The organism is Burkholderia perseverans, from assembly GCF_022870505.1.
Lineage (GTDB): Bacteria > Pseudomonadota > Gammaproteobacteria > Burkholderiales > Burkholderiaceae > Burkholderia > Burkholderia plantarii.
This window is the reverse complement of the sequence record NZ_CP045093.1, coordinates 445,207-470,855: the sequence shown is the minus strand read 5'-3', so window position 1 is coordinate 470,855 and position 25,649 is coordinate 445,207. Positions and strand designations below refer to the sequence as shown.

The following is a 25,649-nucleotide window of genomic DNA, read 5'->3' as shown; positions in this document are numbered from 1 at the left end:
CCCATGCGCTACTCTCTACCGTTGACGACCTTGCCCCGACTCATGAGCACCGACGACCTTCAGGCCAAACCCGGCGATTCCTATGTCCAATCGTTCGCGCGCGGCCTCGCCGTGATCCGCGCGTTCGACGCCGAACATCCCGAGCAGACGCTGACCGAGGTTGCCGCCGCCACCGGCCTCACGCGCGCCGGCGCGCGGCGCATCCTGCTGACGCTGCAGACGCTCGGCTACGTGGAGGCCGACGGCCGGCTGTTCCGGCTCACGCCGAAGATCCTCGATCTCGGCTTCGCGTACCTGACCTCGATGCCGTTCTGGAACCTCGCCGAGCCGGTGATGGAGCAGCTGTCCGCGCGCATCCACGAAAGCTGTTCGGCGGCCGTGCTCGACCGCACCGAGATCGTCTACGTGCTGCGCGTGCCGACCCACAAGATCATGACCATCAACCTGTCGATCGGCAGCCGGCTGCCCGCCTACTGCACGTCGATGGGGCGCGTGCTGCTGTCCTCGCTCGACGAGGCCGCGCTCGACGAACTGCTCGCGCAGAGCCCGATCGCGGCGCACACGCCGCGCACGCTGACCGATCCGGCCGCGCTGAAGGCCGAGATCGCCACCGTGCGCAAGCAGGGCTGGGCGATCGTCGACCAGGAACTCGAGGGCGGGCTGATCTCGCTGTCGGCGCCGATCCGCAACCGCCGCGGCAAGGTGATCGCGGCGATGAACATCAGCGGCAACGCGCAGCGGCACACGGCGAAACAGATGGTAAAGGAATTCCTCGAACCGCTGCTGGAAGCCTCGCAGATGGTGTCGGCGCTGGTGGCGCGGCGCGGCTAGGAAAGCGGCGCGGGCGGCGTCCGGCCGCCCGTTCCTCCTCACATTTCCCTCCTTCCGCCCTCGCGCAGATCCCACTCGTTTCCCCCAACCCGAAAATTTTCGGCGAAGTGGCCGCCCGCGCCACAATATTTCCCTTCCTGATTCGTCAACACGGGTATGGAACCGCTGCCCACCCCGCCCCCGCCGACCGCGCAGGACCGTGAAATCGCCGACGCCGTCGCCCGCGAGCGGCCGAGACTGCGCAATTTCATCCGCCGCCGCGTGCTCGACCAGGACGAGGCCGAGGACATCCTGCAGGACGTGTTCGAGGAGATGGTCGAGGCGTACCGGCTGCCGGAGTCGATCGAGCAGATCGGCGCGTGGCTGTTTCGGGTCGCGCGCAACCGGATCATCGACCGCTTCCGCAAGAAGAAGGAAGCGCCGCTGCCCGAACCCGCCGGCGACGACGACGAGGCCTACCGGCTCGACCTCGCGCTGCCCGCCTCGACCGACGGCCCGGAGGCCGCCTACGAACGCGCCGCGCTGCTCGACACGCTGCGCGCCGCGCTCGACGAGCTGCCGGCCGGCCAGCGCGAGGTGTTCATCGCCCACGAACTCGACGGGCGCAGTTTCAAGGAGCTGGCCGCGGCCACCGGCACGAGCGTGAACACGCTGCTGGCCCGCAAGCGGTACGCGGTGCTGCATCTGCGCAAGCGGCTGCAGCCCGTCTACGACGAATTCGGAAATTGAAGCGAAGGAGAACTGAATGATGAGATATCGACGCAAATTCCTCGCCAAGCTGCTGCTGCTCGTGGTGGTGGTGGCCGTGCTGGGGCGCATCGTGATGGGGCTGTGGAACTGGGTGGTGCCCGAACTCGTGGTGGGCGCGCACGCGATCGACTATCCGCACGCGATCGGCCTGCTGGTGCTGAGCCGGATTCTGTTCGGCGGCTTTCGCGGCCATGGCGGCTGCCGCGAGCGCAAGCACTGGCACCACTGGCAGCGCATGACGCAGGACGAACGCGACCGGCTGCGCGGCGCGATGGACGCAGCCGCACGCCGCGACGGGGAGACCGGCGCATGAGCCGCGACGCCGCCACCGCCACGGCCTGCAAGCAGCCGCCCGGCGTGATCGCGCCGTCGGTCAACTTCGCGCGCTGCGAAGGCAAGACCGACTGCGCCGTGGTCTGCCCGGAGGACGTGTTCGAGATCCGCCGCATCGACGACGCCGATTACCGGCAGCTCGGCCTGATGCAGCGCTTCAAGCTGCGCGTGCATGGCATGCGCGTGGCCTACACGCCGAACGCCGACGCGTGCCGCGGCTGCGGGCTGTGCGTGCCGGCCTGCCCCGAGCGCGCCATCACGCTCGTCAAGGTGCGCTGACGCGCCAGCCGCGCGTCAACGCCAAGGAATCGAGGAACCCGACCATGTTGAGTCCACACGAACTGGCCACGCTGATGCTGGTGCGCAACGCGCCCGACCAGCTCGACCCGGCCCGCACCGAACTGGAGACGCTGCGCGACCGCCAGCTGATCTCGCTCGAACCGTCCGCGGGCGAGGCGCGGCGGCCGATGCTGACGGCGGCCGGCGTCTCGCTGCTCGACGCCGCCGCGCGGCTCGCGCGCCGGCTCTACCGCGAGGCCGGCCCGCGCGCGGACGAGCATTTCGCGTATTGAGCGCCCGCGGCCGGCGCCGGCCACGCTGAACGCGCCCGGCCGCCTCTCTTGCACCGGCGCCATCCGGCGCAGGCACAATCCCCCTTGTCCGCCGCTTCCCAGGAAAATCCGTGTCAGACGCCGCTCCCCGTGCCGCCCGCCTCGGCCCGCTGTTCTCCCTGCTGCCGTTCATGCGCCCGTATGCCGGACGCTGGGCGCTCGCGTTCCTCGCGCTGGTCACCTCGGCCGGCGCGACGCTGGTGCTGCCGGTGGCGTTCAAGTACCTGATCGACCGCGGTTTCGCCGGCGGCGACCCGGCCCACGTCGATCGCTACTTCATCGCGCTGTTCGTGGTGGCGCTGGTGCTGGCCGGAGCCACGGCGCTGCGCTTCTATCTGGTCTCGTGGCTCGGCGAGCGCGTGACGGCGGACCTGCGGCGCGCCGTGTACGGCCACGTGGTGAGGATGAGCCCGCAGTTCTTCGAAACCACGCAGACCGGCGAGGTGCTGTCGCGGCTGACCACCGACACCACGCTGATCCAGACCGTGGTGGGCACCAGCCTGTCGCTCGGCATGCGCAACTTCTTCATGCTGCTGGGCGGCCTGGCAATGCTGGTGGTGACGAGCCCGGTGCTGTCCGGCTACATCATCGGCACGCTGGTGGTGGTGGTCGCGCCCGTCGTTATTTTTGGACGCCGCGTGCGGCGGCTGTCGCGCGCGAGCCAGGACAAGGTGGCGAACGCCAGTGCGCTGGCGGGCGAGGTGCTCAACGCGATGCCGACCGTGCAGTCTTACCGGCAGGAGGCATTCGAGGCCGGACGCTTCGGCGACGCGGTGGAAACCGCGTTCGACACGGCGCTGCGGCGCATCCGGGCGCGCGCCTGGCTGACGGGCGTGGTGATCGTGCTGGTGTTCAGCGCCATCGTGTTCGTGCTGTGGCTCGGCGCGCAGGCGGTGCTGGCCGGCACCATGAGCGCGGGGCAGCTCTCGCAGTTCATTCTCTACGCGGTACTGACGGCCGGCGCGGTGGGCGCGGTGGCCGAGGTATGGGGCGACCTGCAGCGCGCGGCCGGCGCCACCGAGCGGCTGTTGCAGCTGCTGGCGGCGCGCTCGCCGGTGCTGGAGGCCGGGCGCACCGTGCCGCTGCCGATGCAGGGCGCCGGCATCCGCTTCGAGGATGTCAGCTTCTCGTATCCGTCGCGGCCCGGCATCGACGCGCTGGCGGGGATCTCGCTCGACGTGCGCGAGGGCGAGCACGTGGCGCTGGTGGGGCCGTCCGGCGCCGGCAAGACCACGCTGTTCCAGCTGCTGCTGCGCTTCTACGATCCGCGCGCGGGACGCATCACGATCAACGGCGTCGCCACCCGCGAGGTGCCGCTCGATGCGCTGCGGCGGGCGGTCGGCGTGGTGCTGCAGGAGTCGGTGATCTTTTCCGGCAGCGTGCTCGACAACATCCGCTACGGGATGCCCGAGGCCACGCTCGACGACGTGAAGCGCGCCGCCGGGATGGCCGCGGCGGCCGCCTTCATCGAGGACCTGCCGCAAGGCTACGACACGTTCCTCGGCGAGCGCGGCGTGAGGCTGTCGGGCGGCCAGCGGCAGCGCATCGCGATCGCGCGGGCGATCCTGAAGAATCCGCCGATCCTGCTGCTGGACGAGGCGACCAGCGCGCTCGACGCGGCCAGCGAACGACTCGTGCAGCAGGCGCTCGACAACGCCGCGCAGAACCGCACGACGCTGGTGATCGCGCACCGGCTGGCCACCGTGCAGCAGGCCGACCGGATCGTCGTGCTCGAACATGGGCGCATCGTGGCGCAGGGCCGGCACGCGGAACTGCTGACGAGTTCGCCGCTCTACGCGCAGCTGGCCGCGCTGCAGTTCGGCGAAACGGTCCGCTGACGCGAAGGCGAAAGCGGCGGCCAAAGCGGCCCGCCATGCCGGTCACGCATGGATCGGCTTAGCGGCGGGCCGCCTCGAAACGCCTGCCGCGCCGGCATGGCGCCCGCTGCGGACCGACACCCGGAATCAATACGAAATTCGAATAAATAATCGCATTTCATTTCCGAAGAATCGCGCGAATAAACACCCACCCCGTCAACCATAAACAATAAAAAATATAATCGATGTCATGCATAACCCCCTCAAACCGCAATACCGACCGATAACCTCGGGCAGCCAGCAACAATGACACCGCGATTACCGAATTGTCATGAAAACCAGGACAAATACCGAAACACAATAAAAAATCCGACGGCACACATACACTGAATTCTCATAAACTCAATAAAATAATAGTTATGTAATGGTTTGGTCGATATGCCATGCCATGCATGGTCCCCGGCGCGCCCGGCCCCTACAATGCTCTGCCAGGCCGGCGGCAGCGATCGCCGGCACCGATGGCAGCGGGCCGGCCGGTTATTTGGGGCCAGCCCGACCATGCCGCCCCACGATCCCGAATTGAAATAGCGCTCGGCAAATCCGCCGGATCGAGCTAACTTTGTTATCACCCAGTCCCGTATCGATAAAAAATGTAAAACGATCCCTACCTCGATCTCGTCCCGCGGTGCTTCCGGCCATCCCGTTCGTAAAACGGCAGGCGTCCGTTTCTCACGATTCCAGGCAATCCGGCGCATCCCGGCCGTCGTGGAAACCGGCCCGTATTTCACCGGAAGCCAGGCATCGCCGTCCCGCCGCCGCCCGCGCGGCCGGTATCCCGATAACGATCAGGCCGCGACAGTGAATGCGAGGGTCAATCCACCATGCATGTCTTGGTTCCCAACTGGCTTGATGAATTCTCCCGATGCAAGAGCTACGACGAGGTGCTGGCGGTACTGACGCGCGCCGCCTCGGCATTGGGATTCGAGTACGCCGCGCACGGCATGCGCAAGCCGTTCCCGATCCACAACCGGCAGACCGTGATGATCTCGAACTACCCGGACACCTGGCGCGAGCGCTATGTCCACGCGCGCTACGTCGAGGTCGACCCGGTGGTGCGGGCCGCGCTCGGCAGCAACGAGCCGGTGGTCTGGTCGGCCGGCAGCGGCCTGTCCGCCGCCGAGTTCTGGGGCGAGGCGTCGTCGTTCGGGATCGTCGAGGGATGGTCGGCGGCCTCGCGCGGCGCGAACGGCACGGTCGGCCTGCTCACGCTGTCGCGCAGCGACGACCTGATCAGCGAGGCGGAACAGGCCAGCTACCGCGGCGTCGTGCTGTGGCTCGCGCAGACCGCGCATGCGGTGGTGGCGCCGTTCCTGCCGGGCGGCAACGTCGCCGGCTCGCCGCTGACGCAGCGCGAGGTCGACGTGCTCAAGTGGACCGCGGACGGCAAGACCGCGCACGAGATCTCGATGATCCTCAGCATCGCCGAGAGCACGGTCAATTTCCACGTCAAGAACATCGTGGCCAAGCTCGACGTGACGAACAAGATCCAGGCGGTGGCCAAGGCCGCGCTGACGGGTTTGCTGCGCTGAAGCACGCGCTGCCGCATCCTCCTGCGCGGCACGCGTGGCCTGCGCTTCCTCGTGCGCGCCGCTAGGCCCGGGCCGCGCGGTGCGGGCGCGCGGCGCGTTCGGCCGGCGGCGGCAGGCGGTTCGCGCCCGGCGGCGGGGCGAGATGCAGCGCCTCGGTGGTCTGCCGGTTGATCTCGATCCAGCAGGCGAAGATCGGCTTGCCGCCGATGCGCTGCGGCCGGCCCGCGCGATGCGCGTCGACGCCCATGCGCAGCAGCAGGCGCTCGATACCGAGCGGCGAGACGGTGACGAGCCGTTCGGCGCCGCACTCGGCCGCGAGCCTGACGCTCGCGCCGAGCATCGCGCGCGTCGCCGCGTCGACGTCGATGATCGCGCGGCCGGCATCGGCCGGATGCGTGACCGCGAAGCGCGACAGCTCCCAGACGCGGTCGTCGTGCGGCGGCGCGGCGCCGTCGAGCAGCGAGGCGAACACTTCGGAGAGCAGATAGGCGCCGCGGGTCGGCAGCAGCCGCGCGCAGCCGCAGATCGCGCCGGCCCCGTCGCGGCCGATCAGGTAGCGCGTGCCGGCGCCGTCGAACTGGTCGAGTTCGAGGCCGTCGCGCACCGCGAGCGGCCACCCCAGCTTCTCGACGAACACCGCGTGGCGGTATTCGGCCAGCGGACGGAACAGCTCCGCGAGATCGCCCCCGGTTCTACGTATCGTTGTCATCATGACGGCCTCCGTAGTGACCACGAGGCCGATTACACACGCCGGGCCGCGCGGGGAAAACTCGCAAAGTTGATAGTATCGCGCCGCCTCGCGCGGGCGCAGCATGGGCATGCCCGCCCGGCCGCCCGCGGCCCCTTTCGAGGAACCCCATGCCCGACGATGGACGCCTCCACCTGACCCGCGTCGAGCTGGAGCGGATCGCGCTGCAGCATCGCTGGTCGGCGCTCGACGACGAGGTGCGCGAGACGCTGGCCGCGCGCGGCGTCCCCTGCCTGCTGTGCGGCGTCACCGAGTGGCAGGGCCGGCATCCGGCCGGCCTCGTCTCGGTGGGCTGGGCCTGGCTGCTGAAGCCGATCGGCGAGGCCGAGCTCGCGCCGGGCTCGATCGGCAGCAACCTGATGCTGACCGGCGAGCATGGCGAGCCGCTCGGCCGGCGCGCCACCGACGCGCTGCTGCGCGCGCGGCTCGCCACCCTCGGCTGGCAGGCCGACGTGTACGTCGCGCTGGCGCGCCACTGGCCGCGCAAGCCGCTGCTGCAGTGAAGCACGCGGCGCGCCGGCCTCAGCGGCGCCGGCGCCACGTCATCCAGCGCTCCTTGCCGGCGAACGCGGGAATCGAGCCGGCCACGCCGTGTTCCTCGACCAGTTCGAAATGCGGCCCCAGCAGCGCCAGCAGCGCGTCGTGCCCGAGCCCGAACGGCGGCCCCGAGGGCGTGGCGCCGATCAGGAAGAAGCCCGCCAGCAGCGCGCCCGGCGTCAGCAGTTCGGCCATCCGCGCCGCGTAGTCGCGCTGGCGCGCGCGCGGCAGCGCGCACAGGAACGCGCGCTCGTAGATCCATCCCGGCACGAACGGCGGCTGGTAGCCGAAGAAGTCCGCCTGCTCGGCGCAGGCCCGATGCGCGCCGAGCCGGGCCTGCGCGGCGGCCGCGGCGGCGGCCGAGAAATCGATGGCGCGCACGCGCCAGCCGCGCTCGGCCAGCCAGAGCGCTTCGTGCGCGCTGCCGCAGCCGGGGATCAGCACCTCGAGCGGGCGCGGCTGGCGCGCCGCGAAGGCCTGGAACGCCGGCGGCGCGCCGCCCTGGTCCCATGGCGTGTGGCGGCGCTCGAAATGATCGTCCCAGTAGCGCGGGCTGGCCGCGTCGAGCGCGTCCAGCAAGTCCGGCTGCCCGGCCGCCCGTGCCGGCACCGCGTCCGCGCCCGGCTCCCCGTGTCCCGTCTCGTCGTGCTTCATGGCATTCCCCCCGGTCATGCATCGCGTCGCTACGCGCACTCGAACCAGTCGAACACGGGCAGGCTGGCCAGCCAGCGCGCCAGCCGCTCCTCGAAGGCATCCCAGTAGCGGGCGTCGAGCCGCTGCTCGCCGAGGCTCTCGATATCGGCGCAATGCTCGCCGGCCAGCCAGATCTCGCGCGCGATCATCAGCGCCGGCAGCGCGGCGCGGCTTGCCGCCGACAGCGGCAGCACCGATTCGTAGCCGCGCGCCATCGCGCCGAACAGGGCCCGCGCGCGCTCGTCGCCGAAGCGCTTGCGCGCATCCCACAGCCAGGTGGCCAGATCGTGCGCGTGCCAGCCCACCCCGCACAGATCGAAATCGAACAGCGTCGCGCGGCCTTCGAAGAAGTGATAGTTCGAGCCGTGGAAATCGCCGACGATCACGCCGTCGCCGCCCGCCGGCAGCGTGGCCAGCGCTGGCTCGACACGCTCGCGCGCCTCGGCCAGCAGCGCGTCGAGCCGCGGCCGCGCCCGCGGGCGCCAGACCGTGCCGATCCGCTCGATCGGCCGCAACAGCAGGAACCCGGCATCGAGCGCGAAGCGCGCGTGGCGCGAGGTGAAGTGCGTCCCGGCGCGATGCACGCCGGCCAGATGGCGGCCGATCCCGGCGCGCCGCGCCTCGCCGTCCTCGCCGTCCGGGAATGGATCGACGTCGCCTCGCACGTAGGAGAACATCGCCAGATAGCGCGTGCCTTCGGGGGCCGGCACCGGGCTCAGCACGTCGCCGTCGAGCGCGCGCAGCGGGTAGGCCACCGGCAGCCCCTGCGCGTGCAGATGCAGCAGGAAATCCAGCTCGAAGCGGTAGTCGGCCTCGCCGGTGCCCCAATGCTTGCTCGCCAGATAGACGCGCAGGAAGCGCGGCGCGCCGTCGTGATAGAGCATGTAGTTGTCGTTGTCGCCGATGGTCCACAGCCGCGTGCGCACCTCGCCGGCGAGCCCGTAGCGTTGCGCGGCCAGACGGCCGACGTCGTCCTGCTGCAGCAGCGATCGCGTCACGCGAATCCGGTGCGGGTCGTTCATCGTTGCAAGGCTCCCAGGAACAGGTTGCCGAGCGTGTCCTGCCCGGCGGCGGTGATGGCCCCGGCGTCGCATTCGAGCACCGCGCACGACGCGGCGCCGTCGCCGCGCAGCGCCACCGTCAGCGTGACCGGGAAATGGAAACAGCCGGTGGTGCCGCGCGCCGCGACCACGATCGCGGCGTCGTTCGCGGCGGCATCGCGCGGGAAGTCGGTGAAGTTCAGGCAGGCGTCGAGCAGCTCGGGCCGGCCTGCCAGACGCGCGATCGCGGGCAGCGGCAGGCCCGCGTGAGATTCGATCGCGGCCAGTTCGTCGAACGCGGCCTGCGCGCCGAGCCGCGCCTCGCTGCGATGGAACGGCACGAGGTTCCAGCACAGCCCGACCATGCCGAGCGGATTGCTCATGCGCGCGGAGCGGCCGTTCGAGACGATGCCGATCACCGGCCGCCGTTGCGGGCGCCATTCGCACAGCGCGCGGTGGAACGCGGCGACGAACAGGCTCTTGAGGCTCACGCCGAGCGCCGCCGCGCGCTGCCGCAGCGCCTGCAGCGTGGTGGCGTCGAGCGCGAGCATGTGCTGGCGCATCGGGCCTGGTGCGGCTTCGGGCCGAATCAGCGCGGCGGCTCCGGAAGCCTCCCCGTCCGCCTCGCCGTCGAGCGCCCAGCCCGCGCATCGCGCGCGCCAATATGCGACCAGTTCGGCTGAACCGAGTTGCTCGCGCTCCAGCGCCACGACCTCGCGATAGCTGGTGTCGGGCGGCTCCGGCGCGATCTCGCCGCGCGCCAGCAGCTGCGCGCCATAGGCGAGCAGGCGCGTCTCGATCTGCAGGTGGCTCCAGCCGTCGTCGAGTGCATGATGCTGCGACCAGATCAACTCGATCTCGCCGCCGCCCAGCTCGAACACGGCGGCGCGGCTCATCGGCACGAGCGAATCGGGCGCCGCGCCGACCGTGAACGGCCGCTCGCGGTCGGCGGCCAGATAGCCGGCCAGCCGCGCCTCCCGCGCGGCGCCGTGGAGCGCCGACAGATCCTCGATCACGAGCGGCATCGCCTCGGGCGCCAGCACGACCTGCACATAGCCGCCCGGCGCGTCGGGATCGCGCACGAAGGCGGTACGCAGCGCCGGGTAATGCGCGGCCACGGCAGCCACCGCCACGCCCGCCAGCGCGGCCGTGAGCCGCGGCGCGCGCAGCCGCCAGCTCGACTGGTTGTGATAGCTGGCCGGGTTGCGCTGCGACCAGTCAAGCATCGCGGCCTGCATCTGCGTGGCCGGATAGAGGTCGACCGCCTGCGCCGCGAGGCGCCGCCGCAGCGCCTCGCCGACCGGCGGCACCACCAGCGGCGCGGCCGTGCCGGCGTGGCCCGGCTGCAGGCAGGCGGCCATTTCGGCCAGGCGCGGCTGGCGATAGATGTCGGCCAGCGTCAGCCGCGCGTCGACGCGCGCGGCGGCGATCACGAGGCTGACCGCCTGCAGCGAATCGCCGCCGAGCCCGAAGAACGAACTCGACGCGTCGATCGCGCCCGGCTCGCGCAGCACCTCGCGCCACAGCTGCGCGAGCAGCGCCTCGCGCGGCGGCAGCGGCTGGCCGGCCTCGACGCCGGCCGCCGGCGCCTGCGATTCGAGCGCCTCCAGCTGCTTCACGGCCACCTTGCCGTTGACGTTCAAGGGCAGGCGCGCCAGCACCGTGATCGACTCGGGCACCGCGAAGAACGGCAGGTGCGCGGCCACGGCGGCGCGGATCGCCTCGGCGCGCGGCGCCGCCGCGCCGGTCACGAACGCCATCAGCCGGCCCGCGCCCGCATGCACGGCCACCACTGCCTGCGCCACGCCCGGCACCGCGCGCAGCGCCTGCTCGATCTCGACGCGATCGATCCGGTAGCCGCGCACCTTGAGCTGGTCGTCGTCGCGGCCGAGGAACGCGATGCTGCCGTCGGCGCGCCATGCGGCGCGATCGCGGGTGCGGAACACGCGCGCGCCGGGATGCGCCGGATCGGCGACGAAGCGCTCGCCGTCGGGCGACGGCCAGCCGAGATAGCCGCGCGCCACCGACGGGCCGGCCAGGCACAACTCGCCCGGCACGCCGATCGGCATCAGGTTGCCGGCCCGGTCGCAGATCCGCACCTCGACGTTGCTCATCGGCCGGCCCAGCGGCACGCGCTCGCCGGCGCCGTCGTGCAACGCCGGGGTCGCGGCGTCGGCCGCGGCCGGCTCGTAGCAGGTCGAATCGACGGTCGCCTCGGTGGTGCCGTAGCTGCCGATCAGGCGCGTGCCCACGGCCAGCCGGGCGCGCAGCGCGGCGAACTCGTCGAGCGTCCAGACGTCCGAGCCGACCACCAGCAGGCGCAGCCCGGCCGGCGCGGCACGTTCCTGGAAGTGGCTCGTCAGCAGGCGCGCCACGGCCGGCGTGATCTCGCAGACGTCGATCCGCTCGGCCTCCAGCAGCGCGGCGATCGCCGGCGGGCTCGCGCGCTCGACCTCGTCGGCAATCACCAGCGTGCCGCCGATCAGCAGCGAGCGACACAGGTCGCCCAGCGCGACGTCGAACGCATGGCCCGCGAGTTGCAGCACGCGCGGCCGGTCGAGCGCGTAATCGTGGCGCCAGACCTGGATCGCATTCGCGACGTTGCCGTGCTCGACCAGCACGCCCTTCGGCTGCCCGGTCGAGCCGGAGGTGAAGTAGCAATAGGCGAGCTGGTCGGGCTGCAAGGCCGGCGCGGCGGGCGGAGGCGGCGCGCCATTCGGACCATCCGGGTCCGCCTCGTCGTAGCAGAGCAGCGGCGCCCGATCGGCCGGCGCGCGCGAGGCCAGCGCGCGATCGGCGACGATCAGCACGCAGCCGCTCGCCTCCACGATCTGCCGCAGCCGCGCGTCGGGATGCTGCGCATCGAGCGGCAGGTACGCGTGGCCGGCGCGCCAGATCGCCAGCAGGCTCACGAAGAAGCGCTCCGAGCGCTCGACCAGGATGCCGACCAGCCGGTTCGGCGCGCCGGCCAGACGCCGGCCGATCGCGGCGGCCAGCGCGCTCACCTGCCGGTCGATCTCGGCGTAGCGCCAGTGCCGGCCGCGATGGACGATCGCGCTGCGATGCGGCTCGGCGCGCACCGTCGCGTCGAAACCGTCGAAAACGAGCGGCGCCGGCCCGGCGAGGCGCGGCGCCTGGAAGCGCCGTTCGAGGTCCGCGCGTTCGTGCGGCGGCAGCAGGTTCAGGCGCGCGAGCGGCAGGTCCGGATCGGCCAGCGCCGCATCGAGCAGGCAGCACCAGTGCGCGAACAGGCGCGTGATGCGCGCTTCGGTGAACAACGCATCGCTGTATTCGAGCAGGATTTGCAGCCCGTGCGGGCCGTCGACGAAATCGATGCTGAGGTCGAACTTGCTGCCGCTTTCGAGCGGCACGTGACGTTCGAGTTCGACGCCGTCCAGCGTCAGGCGCAGATCGTCGGCGCGCTGCCACGCGGCCATCACGTTGAACAGCGCGCCGTGCGCCGGGTCGCGCGCCGCATCGGACTGCTCGACCAGCAGTTCGAACGGGTAGTCGCTGTGCGCGTAGACCTGCGCGCATTCGTCGGCGACCTGTGCCAGCAGCGTGCGAAACGGCAGCGCCGCCGTCGGGCGCGTGCGCACGATCACGGTATTCACGAACATGCCGACCGCCTGCGCATCACGCGCGTCGTGGCGCTCGGTGACGGGCACGCCGACCACCAGATCGTCGCGCTCGGTATAGCGGTGCAGCAGCACCTTGAATACCGCCAGCACGAAGCTGAAGCGGCTCACGCCATGGTCGGCCGCCGCGCGCGCCAGGCGCTCGCCGAGCGACGCGTCGAGATCGAAGCGCAACACCTCGCCGCTGCTGCCGCGCCGCGCCGGGCGCGGGAAATCGGCGGGCAGCGCGAGCGGCTCGGGCAGGCCGGCGACGCGCGGCTGCCAGAAGCTGGCCAGCGTCGGCAGCCGCCGTTGCAGGCGCGCGGCCTGTCGCGCGATCAGTTGCCGGTAGTCGTAGACGGGCAGCGGCGGCGCGGCATCGGGCGCGCGATAGGCGTGGCCGAGATCGTCGAGGACGATGCCGAGCGAGGTGCCGTCGCAGACGATGTGATGGACCACGCACAGCAGCAGCGTGCGATCGGCATCGAGCCGCGCGACGGCCATGCGCAGCAGCGGGCCCTGGGCCGGATCGAACGGCGCGTCGGCGGCGGTGCGCGCGGCGTGAAGCGCGGCTTCGAGCGTCGCGTCGCGGTGCGCGGCGCCCTGCGCCTGACGCGCAAGATCCGGCGCCGGTACGCGCAGCGGCAGCAGGCCGATCGCGCCGTCGCGCGGCTGCTGGCAGGCGATGCCGTGATGCTCGACGATCGCCACGCGCAGCGCCGGATGGCGCCGCACGACCGCGTCCAGCGCCCGTTCGAGCCGGGCCGTGTCGAGCGGCCCGCGCAGCACGAACGCATGCGCGAGGTGATAGGCGCTCGATGCCGGCTCGATCTGTCCGAGCATCCAGAGCCGACGCTGCGCGGACGTCAGCGGCCATGGCGCGTCGGGATCGGTGGTGGCGTCGAGCGTGTCTTCGGCGGACTCGGAAGCCACCTCATCGGCCGGCAACGCGCGACGCGGCCGGCTTTCGAGCAGCGCTGCGTAATCGTCGAACGCGGGCGTGCGCAGCAAGTCCGCCACGCTCGTCTCGCAGCCGAGCCGGCGCTCGACCTCGGCCGTCACCCGCATGCCGATCAGGCTGTCGCCGCCGGCCGCGAAGAAATGGCTGCGCGGGCCATGATCGGGCAGCTTGAGCGCGCGCCGCCAGATCTCGGCGAGCTGCCGGCGGAACGGCGTCATCTCGACGGCGGATGAATCATCCTCGACATCACCCTGCCCCGCCGCCCCGGCCTCGGCACGCAGCGCCGCGAGCGCCTTCGTGTCGATCTTGCCGTTCGACGTGAGCGGAAACCGCGCGACCCAGCTCAGCGTCGCCGGGATCATGTAGGCGGGCAGCGACGCGGCGAGGCTCGCGCGCACGGCCGCCGTGGCGCCCGCGCCGGGCTCGCCCTGCAGGTAGGCATGCAGCGTCGCGTTGCGGCCGTCCGGCCCGGCGATGCGCTCCACCAGGCTGCGCGTGACGGCCGGATGCCGTTCCAGCGCGCGCTCGATCTCGGCCAGCTCGATCCGGTAGCCGCTGATCTTGACCTGCCGGTCCGCGCGGCCGGCGAAGAACAGCTCGCCGTCCTGCTCGCGCACCCGATCGCCGGTGCGATACCAGCGCACGGTGCGCCCTTCGCCATCATCGTCACAAGGCAGCTCGACGAACGCGCGCGCGGTCTTCTCGGGCTCGCCGACATAACCGAACGCGAGCCCGACGCCGCTCACCAGCAGCTCGCCGATCTCGCCGGGCGCGACCGGCCGCAGTTGCGCGTCGAACACCGCCAGCCGCATGTTGTCCACCGGCTGCCCGAGCGGCACGCCGCCGGCGTAGTCGCACCGTGGGTCGACGCGGTGATGGGCGCAGCAGATGGTGGCCTCGGTCGGCCCGTAGGTGCTGAAATAGGCGCAGCAGCCGGCGTAGTGGCGCGCGTCGGCCACCACCGGCGCGTCGCCGCCGGTATTGAGCAGCCGCACGCAGGCCGGCAGCGGCCGGCGCTCGAAGCGCGCCAGATACGCGGGCGGCAGCGACAGCACGCTCACGCCGGTCCGCTCGACGCGCGCCAGCAGGCGCTCCACGTCGCCGAGCGTCGCCTCGTCGGCCAGCACCAGCACCGCGCCGCAACAGAGCGGCATCAGGATCTGGAACAGCGCCGCGTCGAAGGCCGGCGACGAGAACTGCAGCACGCGATCGGCGCGGTTCAGCGCGAACGCGCGGAGATGATCTTCGATCACGTTGCGCAGCGCGGCGTGGCCGACCATCACGCCCTTCGGCGCGCCGGACGATCCCGAGGTGTAGATCACGTAGGCGAGCGCGTCGCCGCCGACGGGCTCGCACAATGGACCCACGTCGCGCGCGACTCCGGCCGTCACGCCGATCTCGCTCGGCACGACTTCGCCGCCGGCATCACGCGCGCCGCGCGGCTCGCAGCCGATCGTCAGCACGGCGCCGGACTGCACGCGGATCGCCTCGATGCGCGCGGCCGGGTAATCGTCCTTGACCGGCACGTAGACGCCGCCCACGCGCCAGATCGCCAGCAGCGCGACCACCGTGGGCGCGCCGCGCCCGGCCACGCACAGCGCGCGGTCGCCGGGGCGCAGCCCGGCCGCCAGCAGGCGCGCCGCCATCCGCTCGACGGCTTCCCACAGCGCCGCATACGACCAGTCGCGCGCCATGTCCGCGATCGCGAGCGCCTGCGGCGCGCGCAGCACCTGCGCCTCGATCGCGCCCAGCAGCGCGCTGGCGCCGCGCGCCGCGAACGGGGCGCCGGGCCGGCGCGGCGCCGCCCGGGCGGGGTCGGCCGCGGCCTGCGCCGGCATGGCCTGCATCGAACCTGTCGCGCTGCCGTTCATCGCGTCAGCCCCCCATGTCGACCGACGCGCTGTTGCCGTAGATCGCGCAGCCCGGCGCGCCCATCGGGCCGTAGCCCGAGAACGGCGGCAGGTTGTACTTGCGCCAGGTCTCGTACCAGGCGATGTCGGCCTGCACGAGGAAATCGAGCGGCGGCGGCGGATGCCCTTCCAGCCGCGAGCCCGGCTCGATGCACCAGGTGTCGAGATGCGGCACGACCCCGTGGGACATCAGCGTCTCGAAGCCCTCGCGCGCCGACGCCACCGCGTCCGGCACGGACTTGAAGCCCCACGGCTGGACCATCTCGATGCCGGACACCATGTTCGGGCTCACGTTGCCCTCGCCCATCACCGTCACCGCGTCGTAGAGGTTGTGCAGCCAGCGGTCGTAGCCGACGTATTTCTGCTTGCCCGGCGCGATCACCTCGAACAGCTCGCGGTCCCACACCTCCAGGTTCGCGTTGTGGCTCGTCACGCCGGCGCGGTGCAGCCGCCTGACCTGCTCGATCGGCTGCGATTCGGTGATCAGCACGATCGGCGTCTGGTTGCCGATCGCGGCGCGAATTCCTTCCACGTAGGGCAGGTTGAAGTCGGTCGGGTTGCCGGCGCCGCCGCGCACCTTGCGCAGGATCGAACCGCTCGTCATCAGCACCGTCACGAGCCGGAATTCGGGCGACGTCTCCTCGTACATCGCGCGGATCGCGGCCACTACCTTGTCCTGTTCCTTGACCGGCTCGGCCAGCACGTGGTCGCCCGACTGCCGGCGCAGCTGGCGCACGTGCTCGTTGATGTCGCAGAACTTGCACTCCTCCTTGTCGCCCCAGTAGTGGCAGACCCGGAACGTCGTCACGAACGCGTAGTGGTTGTAGAGCAGCGGCACCACCTGCTCGTAGCGCGTGCCGTCGTCGAACAGGTTGCCGTAGTAAGGCGGCTTCGACGGCAGCGCGACTTCGGCCAGCAGCTCGCCGTTCTCGCAGATCGCGAGCTTGCCGTCCGCCTCGCAGAGCTGGTACGGCGACTTCGCCGACAGCACCACGCGCACCGAGGTGCGCCGGAGCGCGAGCGGTCCGCCGAGGAACGAGATGTCCTCGGGCGCGAGCGCGCTGATGTCCTCGCCAAGCGCATCGACCGACGACATGTTGTACGAGAACAGGAAGTAGGCCTGCGTGCGGCAGCCGCGCAGCAGCGCGAGCGCGTCGCGGTTGATCTGCAGGCCGAGCCGCAGCAGGTCTTCCTTCAGGATCACTTCCGGCGGCACGTCCGGATAGCGGCGCGTGTAGCGAAACAGCGTGGGTTCCAGCGATTCGACTTGTACCTGCATGGTGTGGGTTCCTGTTGCCTGGGAAGTGTCGGGAACGCGCCGGCCGTGCCGCGCGGAAGAAGGGGCCGGGCCGGCTAGCCTGGCAGGCCCGTCGGTGGTGTCTCGAACGGCGATTCGAACGGCGTTTCAAGCGGTGTTTCGGACCGCGCCTCGCGCGGCGGCGCGCCGTGCAGCTCGCCCAGCAGGCGCCGGTAGGCCGGATCGCCGCGCCGCACCAGTTCGTCGTGGCTGCCGTCGGCGACGATGCGGCCTTCGCTGAACACGAGGATGCGATCGGCATGCCGGACCGTCGAGAGCCGATGCGCGACGATGATGCAGGTGCGCCCGGCCGCGAAGCGCTCGATCGCCGCCTGCGCGCGCGCCTCGGTGACGATGTCGAGGTTCGCGGTGGCCTCGTCGAAGATCAGCAGCCGGCGGTTCGACAGCAGCGCGCGCGCGATCGCCACGCGCTGCCGCTCGCCGCCCGACAGGCTCGCGCCGCGCTCGCCCACCATCGTCGCGTAGCCGTCGGGCAGCGACGCAACCAGCACGTCGAGCCCCACCGCGCGCACCACGGCGTCGATCGTCTTGCGGCGCACGTGGCCGATGCCGTAGGTCAGGTTCTCCAGCAGCGTGCGCTGGAACATCGGCGTGTCCTGCGCGACCAGCGCGATGTGCCGGCGCAGGCTGCCGCGCCGCATCTGCGCGACGTCCTGGCCGTCCACCGTCACGCGGCCCGCGCTCGCCACGTGGATGCCGAGAATCAGCTTCAGGAAGGTGGTCTTGCCGCTGCCGGAGCTGCCCACCACGCCGACCGTCTGGTTCGGTTCGATCGCCACGTCGAGCGCGCGCACCCCGCTCTCGCGGCGCCCCGGGTAATGGAAGTCCACCGCGTCGAAGCGGATCCGCATCTCGGCGGCGCGGAACGCCGCGAGTTCGCGCTGCGCGACGGCCGGTTGCGAGACGTTCAGCAGATCGACGTACTCGTGCAGGTCGGACAGCGAGGTGTGGACGTCGCGCACCGCCTTGCCGAACGTGCCGAGCGAGCTGCGCAGCACGAACGAGGCGCCCACCACCGTGGTGGCCGCGGCGATGTTGCCGTGCCGCGCCAGCAGCTCGGCGGCCACCACCGCGAGCGGCACCACCAGCGTCACCGCCGACAGCGCGTTCTGCAGCATCGCGTTGTCCACCAGCCGGCCCCAGGCCGGCGCGGTGCGCTCGCGCCAGCATTCGCTCAGGCGCTGCAGGCGGCCGGTCTCGTAGTGATGCGTGTCCCAGCTCGTCACCGTGGCGTGGTTGCCGAGCACGTCGGACAGCTCCGCCGAGAGCCGGCTGTCGAGCCGTGCCGACTCGCGCAGCAGCGGCGTGACGTGGCGCCGGCCGAACAGCGCGGTGGCGAACAGCATCGGCGTCAGGCAGACCAGCATCGCGAGCGCGCCGGGCCAGCTGTCGAGCGCGGTCACGCCGATCGCGAACGGGATGCCGAGCGCGGCGGGCAGCAGCGAGAAGTAGCAGCTGCTCACCAGCACGTCGTAGTTCTGGCGCGCGCGCAGGATCTTGCGCACGGTCGCGCCGCTGCGATCCTGGCCGGCCGGGCCGCCGAGCGCGCCGGCCTCGCTGCGGCTCTCCTCGGCGCGCTCGTAGCCCTGCTGCACGATCGCGCACGACACCGTGAGGATATGGTCCATCACCGCGCGATCGGCATAGCGGCGCACGCAGATGCCGAGCAGCAGCAGCGCGGCGATCAGCGCGAAGCGCGTACACAGCGCGCCGAGCGACTGGGCGCCGTGGCTGGCCGCCTCCATCGCGTTGCCGATCATGCGCGTGGTGGCCATCGCCACCAGCACGAACACGAGCTGGCCGGTGATCGCGCCGCTCAGCGGCCGCCATGCCTCCAGCAGCTGGCCGCGCAGGAAGCCGGCCACGCTCAGCGGCCCGGGCTCGCCGCGCGGCGGGCGGGCGTCGCGCGCCGGCCAGGCCAGGGGCGGATCGGTATCGCGCTGGTTCCGCTCCGGCATCGGGTCCGCTCCTTGAAGTGACGACACGCCGAAGCCCGCAGGCCGGCGGAAGGCTTCCAGAGTAGGACAGCGGCGGCGCGCCGTTCAACCTCTCAAGGTTTATAGGTGCGCGCGGCGCCCCGCTCGTGACACTCTTCGTCCGGTACTCGATCCGCGGATCGGACCGACAAGGAATGAACGACCATGGAAATGCATGCGCGATGGGCCGACGCGGCATCGAACCCGGTATCCACTGATATGGACTCCGATTCATCCGCACTGGAGCGGTTCGTGGCCGACGGCCATTGCACGTTCGACAGCCCGTTCAGCCCGCGCGAACTCGACACGCTGCGCGAGCACTATCTGGCGCTGCTCGACGCGAAGATGCGCCGCTTCGGCCTGCACGGCGTGGCCGCCGACCAGGCGCTGCTCGACCGCAACGACGCGGTGCTCAACGACTTCAAGCCCAAGGGCGGCAACCACGACCTGAACCGCTGGAACATGCACCTGCCGTCGCACGGGCCGCTGTTCGACGAGCGCCTGTTCAACGATCCGCGCGTGATGGCGATCGTCGACCGGCTGATCGGCCCCGACGCGGTCTGCTACCTGATCGCCTCCGACACGCCGCTGCCCGGCGCCGGCTTCCAGGGCGCGCACCAGGATTTCACGCGCTTCAGCATCGCGCTGAATGTCCCGCTGGTGGACGTCACCGAGCACAACGGGCCGACCGAGATCTGGCCCGGCACGCACTGCGGCGGCCGGTTCGACACGCAGCCGTGTTTCATTGCCGCCGACGAGGCGCGCCACATCTCGGCCACGCGCCGCTCGCAGCGGCTGACCAACCGCGCCGGCAGCTTCGTGCTGCGCGACCACCGGCTGCTGCATCGCGGCACCGCGAACCGCTCCGACGCGTCGCGGCCGATGCTCTCGCTCTATTACGTCCAGCCCGGGCCGGCGCCCCATGCATGGCTCGCGCGCGCCGGCGTCTGGCTCGCCGAGCGCGTGCGCAAGGCCGGGCGCGGCGCGAGCGGTGCGAGCGGCGGCGCGATCGCCAACCAGCGCCTGCTCAATCTCGGCAACCTGCTCGGCCGCATCGTCGAGGAAAGCGTGCAGAGCGACCGCGACTATCGGCGGCCGATCGAGCAGCACGTGTTCGACGCGCTGTCGCCGCGCGCGCGGCATCTGCTGCGCTACGCGCGCGTGGCCGGCAGCCACGGCTCGCGGGCGCTGGTGCGCGGCTCGTGGGCCGGCAGCCGGCGGTTCGTGCGGCGCTGGTTCGGCGCCTGCATCAGCTTCATCGGCCACGAACTGCGCCGCACGCCGCGCCAGCCGGACTGAGCCGGCGCCGCGCTTCGGGCCGCATTCCAGGCCGCATGCCGAGCCACGTTTCGCGCCGCATATCGATCCACCCATTTCAACCCGGAACCCCGCCATGACCGATCTCACCTTCCCGACCTTCGACCTCTATCGCCTCCTCGAAAGCTGCTTCGAGCCCGAGCCCGGCGAACGGCTCGCGATCCTGATCGACCTGCCCGACCCGTCGCTGGTCGAGAATTTCCGCTATCTCGGCGATCCCGCCTTCGAGCTGCAGGCGCTCGCGCACGACGAGTTCTACCAGCCGCTGCGCGCCGGCGTCGCCGAGCAGCTGAAGCTCGGCGCGGTCGACCTGTACGCCTACCGGACCGTGTCGGGCAGCAACGCCGAGCTGCCCGCGCAGGCCGTGACGCCGGACGGCCGCGTGGTCGATTTCGTCAAGGAGATCTGCGAGGGGCATTCGATCCTGCTGTGCCTGTCCACGCATTCGGCCACCGCGCCGCTGCTCGCGCTGGCGCGCCGGATCGGCTTTCGCGCCGCCACCATGCACGGCATCAACCGCGACGTGATGCAAAGCGGCCTGTGCCTCGACTACCGCAAGGTCGGCGAGGACACCAACCGGATTCGCGTCGCGCTCTCGCCAGCCGAGCGCGCCGAGATCGATTTCTTCTACGGCACGCAGCAGTTCCGGCTCGACATCGAGATCGGCGGGCGCCACGCCGGCAAGAGCTGCGGACGCTGCCCGCCGGGCCAGCGCAACGTCGAGAACCTGCCCGACGGCGAGGTGTATTTCCTGCCGAAGAGCGCGAGCGGCACCTTTCCGCACAAGTTCGAGGACGGCACGCTCGCCGCGCTGCGCGTGGTGGAAGGCAGCATCGTCGACGGCACGCTGCTCGACGGCAGCGCCGACACGCTGGCCGAGGGCCTGCAGCGCTTCCGCGACGATCCCGCCACCGCCGTGATCTGCGAGTTCGGTCTCGGCACCTCGCGGCTGCCCGTCACCGGCACCGGCATCCAGGACGAGAAGATCTTCGGCACCTTCCATCTCGCGACCGGGCGCTGCGACCACCTGGGCGGCTACATCGGCCCGGAGGCGTTCAAGCACGCGCGCAACGCCACCCACGACGATCACCTCTACAACCTCGGCAGGACGCCCGAGATCGGCGCGCAGGTGCGCCTGGTCCGCAAGGACCGCACCGATGTGCTGATCGAGAACTACGTCGCCTCGCCGCTGATGCTCGACCTGCTCGACAACCGCGCCGTCACGCAATGAAATTCCACTGGTTCGTCGAATTCACGTATCCGGGCCTCGCCGAGGAAGCGGGCGCCCGCGACGGCGGCATGTGGGTGACGCCGCCGCGCCGCCACTGCGATCCGGCCCGGGTCGCCGCGCTCTACGACGACACGCTGCGCGGCTACCGGCTCGCGAGCGAACTGGGCTTCGACGGACTGGTGGTCAACGAGCACCATCAATACGCCGGCTCGGTCAGCCCCTCGCCGAACCTGTTCGCGGCGATCCTCGCGCGCGAGACGCGCCGCGCCGCGATCGTGGTGCTCGGCAACAGCCTGCCGCTATACAACCCGCCCACGCGCGTGGCCGAGGAGCTGGCGGTGATCGACGTGCTGTCGAACGGCCGGCTGGTGGCCGGCTTCGTGTTCGGCACGCCGATGGATGCCTGCTTCGCGGGCGGCGTCGCGCCCGGCGAGCTGCGCGAGCGCTGGGCCGAGGCGCACCGGCTGATCCGCGCGGCCTGGGCCGCCGACGCGCCGTTCGCTTTCGCCGGCGCCTACACCCGGCTGGCCCACGTGAACCCGTGGCCGCGCCCGCTGCAGCAGCCGCGCCCGCCGATCTGGCTGCCCGGCACCGGCAGCCACGACACCTGGGCGATCGCCGCGCGCGAGGATTACTGCTACTGCTACCTGTCGTTCGGCGGCACGCAGAAGACGGTGGCGTTCCTCGACGGCTACTGGTCCGCCGTGCATGCCAACGGCTGGGACGACAACCCGTACCGGTTCGCGCTCGCGCAGGTGATCTGCGTGAGCGAGACCGACGCGTCGGCCGAGGCCGACTACGCCGAGGCCGTCGAGCATTTCTTCGGCACCGTCACCGCCGTCACGCCGATGTTCGCGCATGTACCGGTCAGCGACACGCCGGCGCCGAAGCCGTCCGCCGATGCAAAGCCCGATGCGCGAGCCGACTCGAAGCCCGAGCCGCGCGGCCCGCTGCGTTATGCCGACTACGTCGCGCGCGGCCAGGTGATCGCGGGCAGCCCGGCCACCGTGACGGCGGCGCTGCGCGACCTCGCCTCGCGCTGCCGGATCGGCCACCTGATCGGCATCCTGCAGGTCGGCACGCTGTCGGCCGAGCTGACCGAAAAGAACGCGCGGCTGTTCGCGACGCAGGTGATGCCGCAACTGCGCGACCTGCACGACGAGCATGAGGATCGCTGGACGCCGCGCGCGATCGCCGGAGCCCCCACGCCATGAGCTCGACTTCGTCCGCCCTCTCCACCGTGCCGCCGTCCCTCGCGGCGCGCTACCTCGGCGGCGCCGATCCGCTGGTGCCCGAACGCTTCCTGCATGCGCTGTCCTCGCGGCCGGTGCCGGTGATGGCCGCCGGCGAGCTGGCGATGCAGACGCAGGCCGGCGCCAACCCGCTGCTCGACGTGCTCGTCGCCTGCGCGCGCCAGCTGCGCCAGCTTCGCGACGAGGCTGCGGAGATGGCCACCACGCCCCCGCTCCTGATCGCGCACGGCCTCGGCGCGATGCTCGCGGCCGAACTGGCCTGCCTCGACGGCCTCGACTCGGCCCCTACCGCCCCGCTCGTACTGATCTCGCCGCTCGGCCTCTGGCTCGACGCGCAGCCGCTCGCCAACCTGCTCGCGCTCGGTCCGGCCGCGGCCACCGGCCTGCTCTGGCACGACCCGGCGCATCCCGACGCGCGGCGCATGCAGGCACATTGGCCGGCGCGCGGCATGAACGCGCTGAGCCGGATCGCCTGGCCGTTCGCCGAGCACGGCCTGCGCCACCGGCTGCCGCATCTGCAGCGGCGCGTGCTGGTGATCGCCGGCGCGCAGGACCGCTTCACGCCGCCCGCCTACGCGCAGGCCTTCGTCGAACGGCTGCCGGCCGGCCAGGCCGCGCTCGCGATCGTTCCCGACTGCGGCCACCTGCCGATGCACGAACGCCCCGACGCCACGGCCGCCGCCATCCACGCGTTCATCGCCGGGCTCACGCCCACCAACCGGAGTACCGAATGAACTTCGTCTCGTTCTATCTGGGCCGTCACGACAGCAACGTTGCCGCCTGGATCGACGGCCGCGTGCGTTATGCGAAGTCGGAGCGCGCCACCGGCATCAAGCATCACCGCGCCACGCTCGAATTCGTCGAGCGGACCTGCGCCGAATGGGGCCTCGACCGCGTCGATGCGGTGGCGTTCTCGGACGGCCAGCGCAACGGGCTCGGCAGCTGCGCGCCGAACCAGCTGTTCGAGCGCAGCCGCCCGGTGCTGCCGCGCTTCGGCGACACGCCGACCTGGTGCGTCGACCACCATTACGCGCACGTGCTGAGCGGCTGGCCGCTGCTGCCGGTGGCCGAGGCGGCGGTCGGCGTCGCGCTCGACGGCAACGGCGACAACGGCAATTCGCAATCGGTGATTCGCGCGCCCGGCTCGAAGACGCCCGAACTCGTGTTCAGCACCGGCAACCGCTCGTTCGGCATGCTGTTCGAAAAGATCGGCATGCTGATGAAGCTGTCCGGCGGCCTCGAGGATCTGGTCGGCAAGGTGATGGGCGCGCAGGCCTACGGCAGCGTCGATCACGATTACCTGAACGGCATCGACTTCGACGCGATCGCCGACCACGCGATCTACGACCTGATCCGCGCCGTGCCGTGGCGCGGCGCGATTCCCGAGGCGGACCCGCAGATCGTGGTCGATGCGGTCGCGCGGCGCTGGGTGCCGCGCGCCGGCAACGACTTCTTCTCGTTCGACAACCCCTCGTTCCGCGACTGGCTCGCCACCATCCATCACGGCGTGGCCGGATACGTGCTGCGCTTCTTCCAGCGCCACTGCCGCGCCGAGGACACCCTCCTCTACGCCGGCGGCTGCGCGCAGAACGTGGTCTGCAACGAGCTGCTGGCGCGCCACTTCCCGCTGCTCGCGATCCCGCCGCATGCCTACGACGGCGGCCTGTCGCTCGGCTGCCTGGAGCTGCTGCGCATCCAGCTCGACCAGCCGCTGTTCCCGACCGGCGGCTTCCCCTACTGGCAGGACGATCCGGTCGAGGCAACGCCGTCGCCGCACACCATCGAACGGGTGGCCGAGCTGCTCGCGGCCGGCAAGATCGTGGCCTGGCACCAGGGCCGCGGCGAACTCGGGCCGCGCGCGCTCGGCCATCGCTCGATCCTGATGGACCCGCGCATCGCCGACGCCAAGGAAATCCTCAACACGCGCGTGAAGCTGCGCGAGCGCTGGCGCCCGTATGCGCCGAGCGTGCTGGAAAGCCGGGCCGGCGAGTGGTTCGAGATGAGCGGCTCGAGCCGCTACATGCTGCGCGCCATCGACGTGCGGCCCGAGCGGCGCGAGCAGCTCGCCGCGATCGTCCACGAGGACGGCACCGCGCGCGTGCAGACCGTGGCCGACGGCCCCGGCACCGAGCACGAGCCGTTCGCCGCGCTGCTGCGCGCGTTCGAGGCGCGCACCGGCGTGCCGGTGCTGCTCAACACCTCGCTGAATGCCGGCGGCAGTCCGATTTTCTCCACCGCCGCGCAGAGCGAGGCGTTCTATCACGAGGTGGCGCTCGACGCGCTGTGCGTCGGCGACCGCCTGCTGATCAAGTCGACCTGACCGGGAATCCCATCATGTTCGTTGAATTCGATCTCCAGCGCGCCGTCGATTACGAAGGCGCGATGCGCGCCTCGCCGTATGCGCGCGCCGCCGAACTGGAAGCGGCGTGCTGGGCGCTGGCCGAGCGCCGCCGCCCGCCGGTGCGGCGCATCGTCGAGCTGGGCGCCGGCTCCGGCTTCGCCACGCCGGCCCTGCTCGAACAGCTCGCGCCCGGCGGCGAGTTGATCGCCTGCGATCCGTCGCCCCACATGCTCGCGCATCTGCAGCCGCTGGCCGGCATGCGCAAGCTGGTGGCCACGCCGTCGCAAATCGACCTGCCCGACGATTCGGTGGACCTGGTGTTCTCGATGGCGAGCTTCCACCACGTGCAGAACAAGAAGGTCGCTCTCGACGAAATCCGCCGCGTGCTGAAGCCGAACGCCGAGCTGCTGATCGTGGACGTCGATTTCGGCACGCCGGCGCAGCGCTTCTTCGACCACGTGGTCCAGCATCACTGTCGCACCGGCCACGAGGTCGAGTTCCTCGATCGCGCGTTCATGCAGTTGCTCTGCGATCGCGCCGGGATGCTCCACCGCTGGAGCCAGCGCCGCGCCACCGACTGGCAGTTCAGCGATGCGGGTGCCGCGCTCTCGTACATCATGCGACTGCTCGGGCTGGAGATCGGGCTGGCCGAGCTGGCGCCGCTGGTCGAGCACTGGCTGAGCCCCGTGCGCCACGCCGACGGCCGCGTCACCGTGCCGTGGAGCCTCGGCTTCCATCTGCTCGCCAAGCCGGCGGCGCGCGCCGCCTCGTGAGCC

Annotated in this window: 20 protein-coding genes; 14 read left to right on the top strand and 6 right to left on the bottom strand. The window is 71.3% G+C overall.

Annotated elements, in window-relative coordinates; translation table 11 throughout:
• Positions 1-42 precede the first annotated feature (42 nt).
• The 7 genes from BpN12_RS01995 to BpN12_RS01965 all read left to right on the top strand — a co-directional run bounded on the left by BpN12_RS01995 (position 43) and on the right by BpN12_RS01965 (position 5,931).
• Positions 43-831: an IclR family transcriptional regulator gene (locus tag BpN12_RS01995; protein ID WP_246793608.1), complete on the top strand. Its 789-nt coding sequence runs from the start codon at positions 43-45 to the stop codon at positions 829-831.
• Positions 832-987: 156 nt separating this feature from the next.
• On the top strand, positions 988-1,560 hold the full coding sequence (locus BpN12_RS01990) for an RNA polymerase sigma factor (RefSeq protein ID WP_246793607.1): 573 nt from the start codon (positions 988-990) through the stop codon (positions 1,558-1,560).
• A 16-nt stretch (positions 1,561-1,576) separates the two neighbouring features.
• On the top strand, positions 1,577-1,894 hold the full coding sequence (locus BpN12_RS01985) for a hypothetical protein (RefSeq protein WP_246793606.1): 318 nt from the start codon (positions 1,577-1,579) through the stop codon (positions 1,892-1,894).
• Positions 1,891-2,193, top strand: coding sequence for a 4Fe-4S binding protein (locus BpN12_RS01980; protein ID WP_246793605.1), 303 nt, complete (start codon positions 1,891-1,893; stop codon positions 2,191-2,193). Before BpN12_RS01985 ends, BpN12_RS01980 begins: the two co-directional genes overlap by 4 nt.
• Positions 2,194-2,237: 44 nt before the next feature.
• Positions 2,238-2,486 (top strand): hypothetical protein, encoded by a 249-nt coding sequence (locus tag BpN12_RS01975; RefSeq protein ID WP_246793604.1) that lies wholly within the window; start codon positions 2,238-2,240, stop codon positions 2,484-2,486.
• 110 nt (positions 2,487-2,596) lie between these two features.
• Entirely contained in the window at positions 2,597-4,363 is a 1,767-nt protein-coding gene (locus tag BpN12_RS01970) for an ABC transporter transmembrane domain-containing protein (protein WP_280529124.1), read from the top strand.
• 860 nt (positions 4,364-5,223) lie between these two features.
• On the top strand, positions 5,224-5,931 hold the full coding sequence (locus BpN12_RS01965) for a LuxR family transcriptional regulator (protein WP_246793603.1): 708 nt from the start codon (positions 5,224-5,226) through the stop codon (positions 5,929-5,931).
• A 61-nt stretch (positions 5,932-5,992) separates the two neighbouring features.
• Here BpN12_RS01965 and BpN12_RS01960 read toward each other — a convergent pair whose 3' ends face one another.
• Positions 5,993-6,640 (bottom strand): acyl-homoserine-lactone synthase, encoded by a 648-nt coding sequence (locus BpN12_RS01960; RefSeq protein ID WP_425306298.1) that lies wholly within the window; start codon positions 6,638-6,640, stop codon positions 5,993-5,995.
• Positions 6,641-6,789: 149 nt separating this feature from the next.
• Here BpN12_RS01960 and BpN12_RS01955 point away from each other — a divergent pair, with 149 nt between their 5' ends.
• Positions 6,790-7,182 carry a DUF4902 domain-containing protein gene (locus tag BpN12_RS01955; RefSeq protein ID WP_246793601.1) on the top strand — a complete coding sequence of 131 codons (393 nt, stop codon included), beginning with the start codon at positions 6,790-6,792 and terminating at the stop codon, positions 7,180-7,182.
• Between the two features lie 19 nt (positions 7,183-7,201).
• On the opposite strand, the gene BpN12_RS01950 is transcribed toward BpN12_RS01955, so the two are convergent.
• From BpN12_RS01950 to BpN12_RS01930, 5 genes are all read right to left on the bottom strand, one after another.
• Positions 7,202-7,870: a TPMT family class I SAM-dependent methyltransferase gene (locus BpN12_RS01950; RefSeq protein ID WP_246793600.1), complete on the bottom strand. Its 669-nt coding sequence runs from the start codon at positions 7,868-7,870 to the stop codon at positions 7,202-7,204.
• A 29-nt stretch (positions 7,871-7,899) separates the two neighbouring features.
• On the bottom strand, positions 7,900-8,931 hold the full coding sequence (locus tag BpN12_RS01945) for a phosphotransferase enzyme family protein (protein WP_246793599.1): 1,032 nt from the start codon (positions 8,929-8,931) through the stop codon (positions 7,900-7,902).
• Positions 8,928-15,374 (bottom strand): non-ribosomal peptide synthetase, encoded by a 6,447-nt coding sequence (locus tag BpN12_RS01940; protein WP_246793598.1) that lies wholly within the window; start codon positions 15,372-15,374, stop codon positions 8,928-8,930. The genes BpN12_RS01945 and BpN12_RS01940 overlap by 4 nt, the downstream gene beginning before the upstream one ends.
• Before the next feature lie 28 nt (positions 15,375-15,402).
• A complete protein-coding gene (locus BpN12_RS01935) occupies positions 15,403-16,716 on the bottom strand; it encodes a radical SAM protein (protein WP_246793597.1) in 1,314 nt (437 codons plus the stop codon).
• A gap of 74 nt (positions 16,717-16,790) precedes the next feature.
• Entirely contained in the window at positions 16,791-18,713 is a 1,923-nt protein-coding gene (locus BpN12_RS01930) for an ABC transporter ATP-binding protein (RefSeq protein WP_246793596.1), read from the bottom strand.
• Between the two features lie 237 nt (positions 18,714-18,950).
• Between BpN12_RS01930 and BpN12_RS01925 the strand changes: the two genes are divergently transcribed.
• From BpN12_RS01925 to BpN12_RS01900, 6 genes are all read left to right on the top strand, one after another.
• Positions 18,951-20,030 carry a phytanoyl-CoA dioxygenase family protein gene (locus BpN12_RS01925; protein ID WP_246793595.1) on the top strand — a complete coding sequence of 360 codons (1,080 nt, stop codon included), beginning with the start codon at positions 18,951-18,953 and terminating at the stop codon, positions 20,028-20,030.
• Positions 20,031-20,124: 94 nt separating this feature from the next.
• A complete protein-coding gene (locus tag BpN12_RS01920; protein WP_246793594.1) occupies positions 20,125-21,279 on the top strand; it encodes a M29 family metallopeptidase in 1,155 nt (384 codons plus the stop codon).
• A complete protein-coding gene (locus BpN12_RS01915; RefSeq protein WP_246793593.1) occupies positions 21,276-22,493 on the top strand; it encodes an LLM class flavin-dependent oxidoreductase in 1,218 nt (405 codons plus the stop codon). The genes BpN12_RS01920 and BpN12_RS01915 overlap by 4 nt, the downstream gene beginning before the upstream one ends.
• Positions 22,490-23,266: an alpha/beta fold hydrolase gene (locus BpN12_RS01910; protein ID WP_246793592.1), complete on the top strand. Its 777-nt coding sequence runs from the start codon at positions 22,490-22,492 to the stop codon at positions 23,264-23,266. The genes BpN12_RS01915 and BpN12_RS01910 overlap by 4 nt, the downstream gene beginning before the upstream one ends.
• Positions 23,263-24,852, top strand: coding sequence for a carbamoyltransferase C-terminal domain-containing protein (locus BpN12_RS01905; protein ID WP_246793591.1), 1,590 nt, complete (start codon positions 23,263-23,265; stop codon positions 24,850-24,852). The genes BpN12_RS01910 and BpN12_RS01905 overlap by 4 nt, the downstream gene beginning before the upstream one ends.
• A gap of 14 nt (positions 24,853-24,866) precedes the next feature.
• Positions 24,867-25,646: a class I SAM-dependent methyltransferase gene (locus BpN12_RS01900; protein WP_246793590.1), complete on the top strand. Its 780-nt coding sequence runs from the start codon at positions 24,867-24,869 to the stop codon at positions 25,644-25,646.
• The last annotated feature ends 3 nt before the right edge of the window (positions 25,647-25,649 follow it).

Excerpts from the sequence above, each read along its gene's own strand:
- BpN12_RS01995 (WP_246793608.1), top strand. The coding sequence starts at position 43 with ATGAGCACCGACGACCTTCAGGCCAAACCCGGCGATTCCTATGTCCAA.
- BpN12_RS01990 (WP_246793607.1), top strand. The coding sequence starts at position 988 with ATGGAACCGCTGCCCACCCCGCCCCCGCCGACCGCGCAGGACCGTGAA.
- BpN12_RS01985 (WP_246793606.1), top strand. The coding sequence starts at position 1,577 with ATGATGAGATATCGACGCAAATTCCTCGCCAAGCTGCTGCTGCTCGTG.
- BpN12_RS01980 (WP_246793605.1), top strand. The coding sequence starts at position 1,891 with ATGAGCCGCGACGCCGCCACCGCCACGGCCTGCAAGCAGCCGCCCGGC.
- BpN12_RS01975 (WP_246793604.1), top strand. The coding sequence starts at position 2,238 with ATGTTGAGTCCACACGAACTGGCCACGCTGATGCTGGTGCGCAACGCG.
- BpN12_RS01965 (WP_246793603.1), top strand. The coding sequence starts at position 5,224 with ATGCATGTCTTGGTTCCCAACTGGCTTGATGAATTCTCCCGATGCAAG.
- BpN12_RS01960 (WP_425306298.1), bottom strand. The coding sequence starts at position 6,640 with ATGACAACGATACGTAGAACCGGGGGCGATCTCGCGGAGCTGTTCCGT.
- BpN12_RS01955 (WP_246793601.1), top strand. The coding sequence starts at position 6,790 with ATGCCCGACGATGGACGCCTCCACCTGACCCGCGTCGAGCTGGAGCGG.
- BpN12_RS01950 (WP_246793600.1), bottom strand. The coding sequence starts at position 7,870 with ATGAAGCACGACGAGACGGGACACGGGGAGCCGGGCGCGGACGCGGTG.
- BpN12_RS01945 (WP_246793599.1), bottom strand. The coding sequence starts at position 8,931 with ATGAACGACCCGCACCGGATTCGCGTGACGCGATCGCTGCTGCAGCAG.
- BpN12_RS01940 (WP_246793598.1), bottom strand. The coding sequence starts at position 15,374 with ATGCAGGCCATGCCGGCGCAGGCCGCGGCCGACCCCGCCCGGGCGGCG.
- BpN12_RS01935 (WP_246793597.1), bottom strand. The coding sequence starts at position 16,716 with ATGCAGGTACAAGTCGAATCGCTGGAACCCACGCTGTTTCGCTACACG.
- BpN12_RS01930 (WP_246793596.1), bottom strand. The coding sequence starts at position 18,713 with ATGCCGGAGCGGAACCAGCGCGATACCGATCCGCCCCTGGCCTGGCCG.
- BpN12_RS01925 (WP_246793595.1), top strand. The coding sequence starts at position 18,951 with ATGGACTCCGATTCATCCGCACTGGAGCGGTTCGTGGCCGACGGCCAT.
- BpN12_RS01920 (WP_246793594.1), top strand. The coding sequence starts at position 20,125 with ATGACCGATCTCACCTTCCCGACCTTCGACCTCTATCGCCTCCTCGAA.
- BpN12_RS01915 (WP_246793593.1), top strand. The coding sequence starts at position 21,276 with ATGAAATTCCACTGGTTCGTCGAATTCACGTATCCGGGCCTCGCCGAG.
- BpN12_RS01910 (WP_246793592.1), top strand. The coding sequence starts at position 22,490 with ATGAGCTCGACTTCGTCCGCCCTCTCCACCGTGCCGCCGTCCCTCGCG.
- BpN12_RS01905 (WP_246793591.1), top strand. The coding sequence starts at position 23,263 with ATGAACTTCGTCTCGTTCTATCTGGGCCGTCACGACAGCAACGTTGCC.
- BpN12_RS01900 (WP_246793590.1), top strand. The coding sequence starts at position 24,867 with ATGTTCGTTGAATTCGATCTCCAGCGCGCCGTCGATTACGAAGGCGCG.